Source organism: Pseudomonas sp. 10S4 (assembly GCF_034344865.1).
In the GTDB taxonomy this organism is placed as follows: domain Bacteria; phylum Pseudomonadota; class Gammaproteobacteria; order Pseudomonadales; family Pseudomonadaceae; genus Aquipseudomonas.
The window spans coordinates 6,902,529-6,915,041 of record NZ_CP133774.1; the positions used below are offsets into that span (position 1 = coordinate 6,902,529).

Annotated in this window: 6 protein-coding genes and 3 rRNA genes; 2 read left to right on the forward strand and 7 right to left on the reverse strand. The window is 56.0% G+C overall.

From position 1 onward, the window contains the following. Positions 1-11 precede the first annotated feature (11 nt). From RHM58_RS32140 to RHM58_RS32150, 3 genes are read right to left on the reverse strand one after another with little or no spacing between them, the layout of a single operon-like run. Entirely contained in the window at positions 12-953 is a 942-nt protein-coding gene (locus RHM58_RS32140) for a 2-hydroxyacid dehydrogenase (protein ID WP_322269190.1), read from the reverse strand. Beyond that, the gene (locus RHM58_RS32145) at positions 950-1,705 is read right to left on the reverse strand and encodes a class II aldolase/adducin family protein (RefSeq protein WP_322269191.1); all 756 of its coding nucleotides are present in this window, start codon (positions 1,703-1,705) and stop codon (positions 950-952) included. The genes RHM58_RS32140 and RHM58_RS32145 overlap by 4 nt, the downstream gene beginning before the upstream one ends. Then, the gene (locus tag RHM58_RS32150; protein WP_322269192.1) at positions 1,702-3,003 is read right to left on the reverse strand and encodes an MFS transporter; all 1,302 of its coding nucleotides are present in this window, start codon (positions 3,001-3,003) and stop codon (positions 1,702-1,704) included. Before RHM58_RS32150 ends, RHM58_RS32145 begins: the two co-directional genes overlap by 4 nt. Positions 3,004-3,159: 156 nt before the next feature. On the opposite strand from RHM58_RS32150, the gene RHM58_RS32155 reads away from it, so the two are divergent. Beyond that, the gene (locus RHM58_RS32155) at positions 3,160-4,116 is read left to right on the forward strand and encodes a LysR family transcriptional regulator (protein WP_207200136.1); all 957 of its coding nucleotides are present in this window, start codon (positions 3,160-3,162) and stop codon (positions 4,114-4,116) included. A gap of 12 nt (positions 4,117-4,128) precedes the next feature. Here RHM58_RS32155 and mrdA read toward each other — a convergent pair whose 3' ends face one another. Beyond that, positions 4,129-6,021 (reverse strand): penicillin-binding protein 2, encoded by a 1,893-nt coding sequence (mrdA, locus tag RHM58_RS32160; protein ID WP_201205028.1) that lies wholly within the window; start codon positions 6,019-6,021, stop codon positions 4,129-4,131. A 273-nt stretch (positions 6,022-6,294) separates the two neighbouring features. Between mrdA and RHM58_RS32165 the strand changes: the two genes are divergently transcribed. Further along, positions 6,295-7,218, forward strand: a complete 924-nt coding sequence (locus RHM58_RS32165; RefSeq protein ID WP_322270935.1) for a TIGR03571 family LLM class oxidoreductase — start codon at positions 6,295-6,297, stop codon at positions 7,216-7,218. A gap of 115 nt (positions 7,219-7,333) precedes the next feature. Here the strand turns inward: RHM58_RS32165 and rrf are convergent. The 3 genes from rrf to RHM58_RS32180 all read right to left on the reverse strand — a co-directional run bounded on the left by rrf (position 7,334) and on the right by RHM58_RS32180 (position 12,356). Further along, a 5S ribosomal RNA gene (rrf, locus tag RHM58_RS32170) occupies positions 7,334-7,449 on the reverse strand. A gap of 173 nt (positions 7,450-7,622) precedes the next feature. Further along, positions 7,623-10,525 (reverse strand): 23S ribosomal RNA (locus tag RHM58_RS32175). Between the two features lie 300 nt (positions 10,526-10,825). After that, positions 10,826-12,356, reverse strand: a 16S ribosomal RNA gene (locus RHM58_RS32180). The 16S, 23S and 5S rRNA genes sit together here, the layout of an rRNA operon. Positions 12,357-12,513 lie beyond the last annotated feature (157 nt).

Here is a 12,513-nt window from a genome sequence, read left to right on the forward strand (position 1 = left end):
CGAGTTTGTTATTAGTAACCCAGTGTTCTGTCCGCACAATTGAGCAGCGGTTCGTCGGCGTTTAAACGGCGGAAGTTCTCTGCCACTTGTTCGGCAATACAATCGTGGGAGGCGGCCGAGGCCATGTGTGGGGTGATCGTGACGCCGGGCAGGGTCCAGAGGCGATGATCGGCCGGTAGCGGCTCTTGTTCGAAAACATCCAGCAAGGCGCCGCGCAGTTTTCCGGTTTTTAAAGCTTGGTCGAGATCGTCGATATTGAGATGCCCGCCGCGACCACAATTGACCAGTGCGGCGCCATTGGCCAATCGTTCGAAAGTTGCACGGCCGAGGATGCCGCGGGTTTCACCGGTCAGTGGCAAAAGATTAATCAACAACTCCACGCCATCGAGAAACGGGTTCAGTTGTTCGGCACCGGCGAAGGTCCGGACACCGCTCAAATCCTTGCTACGGCGCGCCCAGCCTCGAACGTCATAACCGGCGGCGACCAGATCCTCGGCGATGGCGCTGCCCAACGAACCCAGGCCCATCACCCCGACCTTGAACTGCCCCGCCGCTCGTTGCAGCGGTCGCTCCCAATGCTGTTTCTGCTGTTGCACCAGCACCTGATCGAAGCCACGGTGATAGTGAATAACCGCCCAGCGTACGTACTCGGTCATGCCCTGGCGGTGGCCGGGATCGACCACCCGACACACCGGCAAGTCCGGGCACGAGGGGTCGTGTTCCAGGTGATCGATACCGGCGGCCACCGAGTGCACGACTTGCAGGTTCGGCAACGCGCCGAGGCTACCCGGCAAGGGAAACCAGCACGCGGCGATCTGTGCGTTGGTGGCCAGTGGATCGTCGGCCAGCACCACCGTGAGTTGCGGTGCACTACGAGCAAACGCGGCTTGCAGTTGTTTGAGCAACAGGTTGTCGTGGGACAGCAGAACCACGGTGTTGATGACGGTTTTCACGATAAGTACGACTCGCGCTGGGATTCGATCAGGGTCAGAGCGGCCTCCCAGGCCAAGTCGATGATGTTGTCCTGTTCATCGCGGTCAAATTGCTCGGCGGTGTGCGCGCATACTTCCGGGGACGGATAATTCAACGCCGAACCACCGGCCAGTGCCGCCACCTGCGCCTGGCAAGCTCGCTCCAGAAAGTGAATCTCCTGAAACGCCTGGGCCACGCCGGAGCCGCCGACCAACAAGCCGTGATTGCGAAGGATCATTGCCCGGTGCGGTCCCAGGTCGGCGATCAACCGCTCGCGCTCATCCAGCGACAGTGCGATGCCTTCATAGGTGTGATACGCCAACTTGCCGTAGAACTTCAGCGCGTGCTGACTGATCGGCAGCAAGCCTTGCTTCTGCGCGGCGACCGCCATACCAGCGGCGGTGTGCGTGTGGATCACGCAGTTCAGGTCCGGGCGGGCCATGTGGATCGCCGAGTGAATGACGAAGCCTGCGGCGTTGACCCGGTGACCTTCGTAGGCCGGATCGACGATGCGCCCTTCCTGGTCGATACGCACCAGGTCCGAGGCGCGCATGCGGTCGAAAATCACCCCGTAGCGGTTGATCAAAAAATGGTGCTCAGGCCCCGGAATCCGCAGGGTGATATGGGTGTCGATCAGGTCGGTCATGCGAAAGTGCGCGACCAGCCGATACAGCGCCGCCAGTTCGCAACGGGCTTGCCATTCAACCGAGTCGATGTGTGCAGGTTTACTCACGAATACACCTCTTTAGCAGCGTGGGTGGCGATCGGGTTGGCGCGCAGGCGGGCCAGGCCGCAAACACCGATCAAGGACAGGGCCGAGAGCAAGGTGAAGTACACCGCCAACGGCAACCATTGCCCGGAAAATTTGCTCGCCAGCAGCGTGCCGATCAGCGGCGTAGTGCCGCCGGCCAGGGCGCAGCTCAACTGGTAAGCGATGGAAATGCCCGAGTAGCGCAGGTGTACCGGGAACGCCTGGGTCATGTAACCGGCAATCACTGCGTACAGCGCCGAGAGGATCACCACCGCCAGGGCGATGCCGACGGTCATCAACACAATGTTCTGCGTGCCGACCAACAGGAACATCGGGTACGGCGTGACCATGCACAGCAACGCGACGAGTTTGAGGAAACGGCCTTCGCCGATGCGCTCAGCCAGCAGCGCGGAGAGCGGTTGCGAGAGCAACTGAATGACCGTCACCAGAAACAGGCAATCGAGAATCGTCGAGCGCGCGATGCCCTGATACTGAGTGACGTAAGTAATCATGAAGGTGTTGGTGAAAAAGAACCCGGCCGAACCGATGGTCACGGCGGCAGCGGCGAACAGAATCTGCCGCCAGCAGGTGCGGATCACATCCTTCACCGGGTATTTGGAGGTCTCGTTGTTGTCCCGGGCCTTGGCGAATTCCGGCGATTCGTGGACACCGGAACGGATCATCAGGCCGACCATCATCAGCACGCCGCTGGCGAGGAACGGCAGACGCCAGCCCCAGGCGAGGAAGTCCGCCGGGTCAAGCGAGGTCACCAAGCGAAAAGCAATCAAGGCCAGCAGCAAACCCGCGGGGCTGCCGAGCTGGGCGAACGAGGCGTAGAAGGTTTTGCGCTTGGCCGGTGCGTGCTCGCTGGCCATCAGCACCGCCCCTCCCCACTCGCCACCGACGGAAATACCCTGGATCAGTCGCAGCACAATCAGACCGACCGGCGCCCAGATACCGACGCTGGCGTAGCTGGGCAGCAGACCGATGCCGGCGGTGGCCAGGCCCATCAATGCCATGGTGACCAGCAGCATCTTCTTGCGACCCAGGCGATCGCCCAAGTGACCGAAGACCATGCCGGCCATCGGGCGGGCGATGAAGCCAACGGCGAAACTGCCGAACGCTGCCAGGGTGCTCATCACCGGGTCACTGCTGGGAAAGAACACTTGCCCGAGCACCAATGCCGCGGCGGTGGCGTAGATGTAAAAGTCGTAGAACTCGATGGTCGTGCCAATGAAGGCAGCGGCCGCGGCTCGTCGCGGTTGAGGGGTGGTGTGCATGCAAGGACCCTGTGTATTTATAGTTTTGGGCAGGTACTGAAGGCTGAATACGGTTGCACTCTGTGGCGCTTGTGGGCTTTATCGCTTCCGTGCCAGGATTAGTCAATTTTCAAATTCTTATCTTTACTATTAGCGCTGCTACTACCTGGATTTATCATGACCTCAACAAACCCCTGGGTCGGTCGTCGCTTTTTGAATGACCGCCTCGACTGGAACCTGCTGCGTACTTATCTAGTGATCGGCCAGGAAGGCAGCATGAGCCGGGCTGCTGCGCGATTGCACATCACCCAGTCGGCGGTCAGCCAGGCACTGAAACGGCTGGAGGAACAACTCGAATGTGTGCTGATTGCCCGCAGCGGGCGACGGTTTGATCTGACCGAAACTGGCGAAGAAGTCCTGCGCATTGCGGCGGATATCTACGGTGATATTTCCCGCTTGGGCACCGTGGTCGAAAGTCGTCATGACGATGTGGTGGGTAAGATCCGCATCCTCACCGTCAGCGGTGTGCAGGCGCGGCACTACGATGAATTCCTTGCTGACTTCCATGAGACCCACCCGAAAATCGAGCTGGAAGTCGAGGTGATGGGTAGCTCGAATATCATCAGTTCATTGCTGCAAAAGACCGCGACCATTGGCGTCGGCCTGTGCCGTTTGCCACAGCCACGGCTGGAACAGCGGGTGCTGTTTCGCGAGCGTTACGCGTACTTTTGCGGCCAGCGTCATCGGCTGTTCGGGCAGGAGAACCTGACCCTGGAACAGCTCGCGGCGGAGAATTTCGTGAGTTTTACCAGTGACCAGTTAGGGGGCAATCTTTCGCCGTTGACGCTGTTTCGCGACGAACAAGGTTTTACCGGGAAGATCGTCGCATCATCCACCAGCTTCGAAGAGATTTACCGTCTGATCTGCGCAGGGTTTGGGATTGGTTGTTTGCCGGTGCATTTGGTGCGGCGGGATGTGGAGCAAGGATTGCTCTGGCGTTTACCGCCGGAAGAAGGGGTGGTGGATTTCGATATCCAGTTGCTGTGGAATCGCGAGCAGAAGATGACTCAGGCAGAAACGGTGTTCCTGGAAAGCTTCCAGCACATGCTCAGCATCCGTGAGCCTGTGCTGTGAAGCCTTGATCGCTTAGACGTGAGGATCGCCCGGCGGTTTGGCGGGCGTGGCGTACTGCGGCTTGAGATGGCCGTCCTGATCGAGCAGCCAGGCGTCCATGATCTGCCGCACCACAGGACCGGCCACACGACCACCGGCCTCGCCGTTTTCGATCATCACCGAGATCACAATCTTCGGATGTTCGGCCGGCGCGAAACCGACGAACAAGGCGTTATCGCGGTTACGTTCCAGGGTTTTCGCCCGGTTGTAACGCTCACCTTGCTTGATCGCCACCACTTGCGCGGTACCACTCTTGCCGGCGATTCGGTACTGAGCCCCCACCGCGGCCGCTCGGGCAATGCCGCGAGGGTCGTGCATCACCATTTGCATACCGTGGTTGACCTGTTCCCAGTCACGCGGATCCTTGAGCAGGATATTCGGCATCGGGTTCGCATCCACTGGGGCTACGCCGTCGACAGTCTTGGCCAGGTGCGGTCGGTTCCAAACGCCTTTGTTGGCGATCAGCGCGGTGGCTTGGGCTAACTGCAACGGTGTGACCTGCATGTAGCCCTGGCCGATGCCGAGAATCACGGTTTCGCCGGGAAACCATGGCTGACGGCGTGTGGCGCGCTTCCAGGCTTGAGATGGCATCAGACCGGCAGACTCTTCGAACATGTCCAGGGACACCTTCTCACCCAGCCCGAACATGGCCATGTAGTCGTGTAGTCGATCGATGCCCAGCTTGTGCGCCAGATCGTAGAAGTAGGTGTCGTTGGAACGCATGATCGCTGCGTCCATGTCTACCCAACCGTCGCCGCTGTGGTTCCAGTTGCGGTACTTGTGATCGAAATCTGGCAGTTGGTAGTAACCAGGATCGAAAACGCGGGTTTGCGGGGTGACCACACCAGCGTCGAGGCCGGCAATCGCCACTTCTGGCTTGATGGTTGAGCCGGGGGCATAGAGGCCACGCAGGACGCGGTTGAACAGTGGCCGGTCGATGGAATCGTGCAGCGCCGCGTACTCCTTGAAGCTGATGCCGGTCACGAACATGTTCGGATCGAAGCTTGGCTTGCTGACCATGGCCAGCACTTCGCCAGTCGACGGATCGAGCGCGACCACTGAGCCACGACGGTCACCCAAGGCATCCTCGGCGGCTTCTTGAAGCTTGACGTCCAGACTTAGAACGATGTTCTTGCCTGGCGTCGGGTCGGTGTGCTTGAGCACTCGCAGCACGCGGCCTTGAGCGTTGGTTTCGACTTCTTCATAACCGACGTGGCCGTGCAGCTCGGACTCGTAGAATTTTTCGATACCGGTCTTGCCGATGGATTGGGTGCCACGGTATTCCACCCCGTCCAGAGCCTTGGACTCTTTCTCGTTGATGCGACCGACGTAACCGATCGAGTGGGCGAAGTGCACGCCCAACGGATAATGACGGACGAACTGTGGTTCGACATCAAGCCCCGGTAGGCGGAACTCGTTAACCGCGAGAACGGCGATCTGCTCTTCGGTGAGCTCGTAGAACAAGGTTACCGGCACGAACGGATGCCGTGCCTGCTTCATAGCCTTGTCGAACAACGTGCGGTCTTCGGCTGGCAAATGCAGGAGGTTGACCACCTCATCCAACTCGCCTTTGACGTCGGAGGCGCGTTCGCGGGTGATGGTCAGGTTAAAGCTGGGCCGATTGTCCGCCAGGATCACGCCATTGCGGTCATAGATCAGCCCTCTCGTCGGGGTGATCGGCAAAACGTGGACGCGGTTGTTTTCGGAGATGGTCGAGTGGTAGTCGAACTCAACCACTTGCAGAACGTACATGCGCACCACCAGTGCGCAGGTGATGGCGACCACAAACAAGGCGCAGGCCATCAGTCTTTTATTGACCAGGCGCGTCTCTTTTTCGTGATCCTTGATGGGTATCGGTTCAGGCATTTCTGCAGCAGCTCTTGACGATGAAGGGGGTGCCGATCCTCAGCGTTGTAATCAGTCCGTTAAAAAACGAGCTGCACCATACCAAAAATGACGCCAGCACTTTAGCGCGATTTCCTCGAACGGTTGTCCTTGAGGGCCAAAACGACGGTCGGACGTGCTGGGGATCAAGGTGAATTCGTGCGTTTTACTCAAGATTGATATTCCCATTCCTGCATTTTTCTTGCAGATGGGCCTGTGGATACTGGGTGCATGTCATTCCCTTTGGAGTTTTTCATGCACTCGCGTTTTCAACGATTACTGGGTTCGAATGGGTTTTCTATCGGGCTTGAATTGCCGCTGGATAACGACTGGTCCAGTGATGGCCAACGGTTGAGACTGGCCGAGGACAGGCCTTTTGGAGTTCCGGACCTGAAACAGCATACGGCAATGGCTCGTTTGGCCGACCAATCTGGGTTTCGCGCCCTTTGGGTTCGCGATGTACCGGTTTACGACCCCAACTTCGGCGATGCCGCACAGGTATTCGAAACATTTTCCTACCTTGGCTACCTGGCGGGGATCACCGACAACATTATGCTGGGCACGGCTGCGGTGGTACTGCCGTTGCGTCAACCCTGGCTGACACTCAAGGCTGCCAATAGTATCGACGAGCTTAGTGACGGACGGCTTTTGCTTGGCGTGGCCAGCGGTGATCGTCCGATGGAGTATCCATTGTTTGGTGTGGATTACGCTCAGCGCGCAGAGATCTTTCGCAATACGGTTGAGTTGTTGCGTAACCAAGGTGAAGGGCGGCTGCCTGAAGGCGCTCGCCTGCTGCCGGAGCGCGATCAGCCGGTACCATTGCTGGTAGCGGGGCTTGGTCAACAGTCGCCGGCATGGATTGGCCAGCACATGGACGGCTGGCTCGCTTACCCGGGCACTCCGGATGAGCATCGTCGTCGAGTGGGGCTGTGGCGAGAGGTCGGTGGCGATAAACCTTACATCAGCTTTGTTCATCTGGATTTGGTAGCCAATCCCCATGCGCCGATGCGACGTGTGCGCTTCGGCGGCAGTTGCGGGCGGCTGGCATTGATCGATGAACTTCAGGCCTTGCGTGATGCAGGTGTGCAGCATGCTGGCCTGCATATGCGTCGTAGTGAACGGCCGGTGGCGGAGGTTATTGAGGAGATCGCGGAACACGTTCTGCCGATGTTTCACTGACGATGCGGCTGGAGCCAGGGATAGCCATTGGGCTGTCCCTTTTTCGTTTGACCACTTTCCTGCAGGCAAAACAAAACCCCTACCTGCATACGCAGATAGGGGTTTCGGAATTTAATCTTGACGATGACCTACTCTCACATGGGGAAACCCCACACTACCATCGGCGATGCATCGTTTCACTGCTGAGTTCGGGATGGGATCAGGTGGTTCCAATGCTCTATGGTCGTCAAGAAATTCGGTAGCCAGGTCGTTCTCCTTACGGAGTACGCTCCAGCGAATGGGTATGTGATAGATCTCGGTGTTTTGTGAGTGTCTCGAACTTTCGGTTCGTTTCGTCTTCACACACCGCAATCTGGTGCTCTTTCGCTTTTCAGCTCGAAGCAAGCAAATTGCTTGGGTGTTATATGGTCAAGCCTCACGGGCAATTAGTATTGGTTAGCTCAACGCCTCACAGCGCTTACACACCCAACCTATCAACGTCGTAGTCTTCGACGGCCCTTCAGGGGACTCAAGGTCCCAGTGAGATCTCATCTTGAGGCTAGTTTCCCGCTTAGATGCTTTCAGCGGTTATCCGTTCCGAACATAGCTACCCGGCAATGCCACTGGCGTGATCAACTGACACACCAGAGGTTCGTCCATCCCGGTCCTCTCGTACTAGGGATAGATCTTCTCAAATTTCCTGCGTCGCGCAGCGGATAGGGACCGAACTGTCTCACGACGTTCTAAACCCAGCTCGCGTACCGCTTTAATGGGCGAACAGCCCAACCCTTGGGACCTACTCCAGCCCCAGGATGCGACGAGCCGACATCGAGGTGCCAAACCATGCCGTCGATATGGACTCTTGGGCAAGATCAGCCTGTTATCCCCGAGGTACCTTTTATCCGTTGAGCGACAGCGCTTCCACAAGCCACTGCCGGATCACTAGTCCCGACTTTCGTCCCTGCTCGACTTGTCAGTCTCACAGTCAAGCTCCCTTGTGCACTTACACTCGACACCTGATTGCCAACCAGGTTGAGGGAACCTTTGGGCGCCTCCGTTACTTTTTAGGAGGCAACCGCCCCAGTCAAACTACCCACCATACACTGTCCTCGATCCGGATAACGGACCTGAGTTAGAACCTCAAAGTTGCCAGGAGTGGTATTTCAACGTTGACTCCACCTGAACTAGCGTCCAATCTTCACAGTCTCCCACCTATCCTACACAAGCCACACCGAACACCAATACCAAGCTGTAGTAAAGGTCACGGGGTCTTTCCGTCATGCTGCGCGTAACGAGCATCTTTACTCGTAATGCAATTTCTCCGAGTTCGCGGTTGAGACAGCTGGGAAGTCGTTACGCCATTCGTGCAGGTCGGAACTTACCCGACAAGGAATTTCGCTACCTTAGGACCGTTATAGTTACGGCCGCCGTTTACCGGGGCTTCGATCAAGAGCTTCGCGTTAGCTAACCCCATCAATTAACCTTCCGGCACCGGGCAGGCGTCACACCCTATACGTCCACTTTCGTGTTTGCAGAGTGCTGTGTTTTTAATAAACAGTCGCAGCGGCCTGGTATCTTCGACCGGCATGGGCTTACGCAGTAAATGCCTTCACGCCTCACCGGCGCCCCTTCTCCCGAAGTTACGGGGGCATTTTGCCGAGTTCCTTAACCACGAGTTCTCTCAAGCGCCTTGGTATTCTCTACCCAACCACCTGTGTCGGTTTGGGGTACGGTTCCTGGTTACCTGAAGCTTAGAAGCTTTTCTTGGAAGCATGGCATCAACCACTTCGTGTTCTAAAAGAACACTCGTCATCAGCTCTCGGCCTTAGAATCCCGGATTTACCTAAGATTCCAGCCTACCACCTTAAACTTGGACAACCAACGCCAAGCTGGCCTAGCCTTCTCCGTCCCTCCATCGCAATAACCAGAAGTACAGGAATATTAACCTGTTTTCCATCGACTACGCTTTTCAGCCTCGCCTTAGGGACCGACTAACCCTGCGTCGATTAACGTTGCGCAGGAAACCTTGGTCTTTCGGCGTGGGTGTTTTTCACACCCATTGTCGTTACTCATGTCAGCATTCGCACTTCTGATACCTCCAGCAAGCTTCTCAACTCACCTTCACAGGCTTACAGAACGCTCCTCTACCGCATCACCTAAGTGATACCCGTAGCTTCGGTGTATGGTTTGAGCCCCGTTACATCTTCCGCGCAGGCCGACTCGACTAGTGAGCTATTACGCTTTCTTTCAAGGGTGGCTGCTTCTAAGCCAACCTCCTGGTTGTCTGTGCAACTCCACATCCTTTCCCACTTAGCACGCGCTTTGGGACCTTAGTTGGTGGTCTGGGTTGTTTCCCTTTTCACGACGGACGTTAGCACCCGCCGTGTGTCTCCCATGCTCGGCACTTGTAGGTATTCGGAGTTTGCATCGGTTTGGTAAGTCGGGATGACCCCCTAGCCGAAACAGTGCTCTACCCCCTACAGTGATACATGAGGCGCTACCTAAATAGCTTTCGAGGAGAACCAGCTATCTCCGAGCTTGATTAGCCTTTCACTCCGATCCACAGGTCATCCGCTAACTTTTCAACGGTAGTCGGTTCGGTCCTCCAGTTAGTGTTACCCAACCTTCAACCTGCCCATGGATAGATCGCCCGGTTTCGGGTCTATTCCCATGCGACTAGAATCGCCCTATTAAGACTCGCTTTCGCTACGCATTACCCTACTCGGGTTAAGCTCGCCACTGAAAATAAGTCGCTGACCCATTATACAAAAGGTACGCAGTCACCCAACAAAGTGGGCTCCCACTGCTTGTACGCATACGGTTTCAGGATCTATTTCACTCCCCTCTCCGGGGTTCTTTTCGCCTTTCCCTCACGGTACTAGTTCACTATCGGTCAGTCAGTAGTATTTAGCCTTGGAGGATGGTCCCCCCATATTCAGACAAAGTTTCTCGTGCTCCGTCCTACTCGATTTCATGACTAAGAGATTTTCGCGTACAGGGCTATCACCCACTATGGCCGCACTTTCCAGAGCGTTCCGCTAATCTCAAAGCCACTTAAGGGCTAGTCCCCGTTCGCTCGCCACTACTAACGGAATCTCGGTTGATTTCTCTTCCTCAGGGTACTTAGACTGTTTCAGTTCCCCTGGTTCGCTTCTTAAGCCTATGTATTCAGCTTAAGATACCTAACTTATGTTAGGTGGGTTCCCCCATTCAGACATCTCCGGATCAAAGTCTGTTTGCCGACTCCCCGAAGCTTTTCGCAGGCTACCACGTCTTTCATCGCCTCTGACTGCCAAGGCATCCACCGTATGCGCTTCTTCACTTGACCATATAACCCCAAGCAATCTGGTTATACTGTGAAGACGACATTCGCCGAAAATTCGCAATTACTCACAAATTTTACCTTAGCCTGATCCGTTACCAGTGAAAGTAACGTCCAGTCTATCTTTCTATCACATACCCAAATTTTTAAAGAACGATCTAATCAAAGACTAGAAATCAATATTCACCGAGGAATACTCATTTCTAAACTCTAACGACACAAGCCACCTTAAAGGCTGGCTTCTCGTCTTCTTCAATGAATCAAGCAATTCGTGTGGGAACTTATGGAGCAGCTGATGTCGTCGATTAAGGAGGTGATCCAGCCGCAGCTTCCGCTACGGCTACCTTGTTACGACTTCAGTCCTAGTCATCGAATCACACCGTGGTAACCGCTCCTTCCCGAGAGGGTTAGACTAGCTAGCTTCTGGTGCAACCCACTCCCATGGCTGTGACGGGCGGTGTGTACAAGGCCCGGGAACGTATTCACCGCAGCGTTGCTGATCTGCGATTACTAGCGACTCCGACTTCATGAGGTCGAGTTGCAGACCTCAATCCGAACTGAGACCGGCTTTTTGGGATTAGCTCCACCTTGCGGTATTGCAGCCCTTTGTACCGGCCATTGTAGCATGCGTGAAGCCCAAGACATAAGGGGCATGATGATTTGACGTCATCCCCACCTTCCTCCGAGTTGACACCGGCAGTATCCCATGAGTTCCCACCATTACGTGCTGGCAACATAGGAAGAGGGTTGCGCTCGTTGCGGGACTTAACCCAACATCTCACGACACGAGCTGACGACAACCATGCACCACCTGTCTCAATGTTCCCGAAGGCACCAATCTATCTCTAGAAAGTTCATTGGATGTCAAGCCTTGGTAAGGTTCTTCGCGTTGCATCGAATTAATCCGCATGCTCCGCCGCTTGTGCGGGCCCCCGTCAATTCCTTTGAGTTTTAGCCTTGCGGCCGTACTCCCCAGGCGGGGAACTTAATGCGTTAGCTGCGACACGGAGACCGTGGAATGGTCCCCACATCTAGTTCCCAACGTTTACGGCATGGACTACCAGGGTATCTAATCCTGTTCGCTCCCCATGCTTTCGCTCCTCAGCGTCAGTTACGGCCCAGAGATCTGCCTTCGCCATTGGTGTTCCTCCTGATATCTGCGCATTCCACCGCTACACCAGGAATTCCAATCTCCCCTACCGCACTCTAGTCTGCCCGTACCCACTGCAGGCCCGAGGTTGAGCCTCGGGTTTTCACAGCAGACGCGACAAACCGCCTACGAGCTCTTTACGCCCAATAATTCCGGACAACGCTTGCACCCTACGTATTACCGCGGCTGCTGGCACGTAGTTAGCCTGTGCTTTTTCTGCAGGTACCGTCACTTTCGCTTCTTCCCTACTAAAAGAGGTTTACAACCCGAAGGCCGTCGTCCCTCACGCGGCGTTGCTGCATCAGGCTTTCGCCCATTGTGCAATATTCCCCACTGCTGCCTCCCGTAGGAGTCTGGGCCGTGTCTCAGTCCCAGTGTGGCCGGTCACCCTCTCAGGCCGGCTACCCGATCGTCGCCTTGGTGAGCCATTACCTCACCAACTAGCTAATCCGACCTAGGCTCATCTGATAGCGCAAGGCCCGAAGGTCCCCTGCTTTCTCCCGTAGGACGTATGCGGTATTAGCGTCCGTTTCCGAGCGTTATCCCCCACTACCAGGCAGATTCCTAGGCATTACTCACCCGTCCGCCGCTCGCCACCAGGTACAAGTACCCGTGCTGCCGCTCGACTTGCATGTGTTAGGCCTGCCGCCAGCGTTCAATCTGAGCCATGATCAAACTCTTCAGTTCAAACATCTTTGGGTTTTTAAGAAACCCTAAACTTGGCTCAGCAATCGTTGGTTACATCTTTGATTTCTCGCGGAGTAACTTGTGATGCTGATAATCTTGTTGACTATCAGTCTGACTCCACAAGCACCCACACGAATTGCTTGATTCAGTTGTTAAA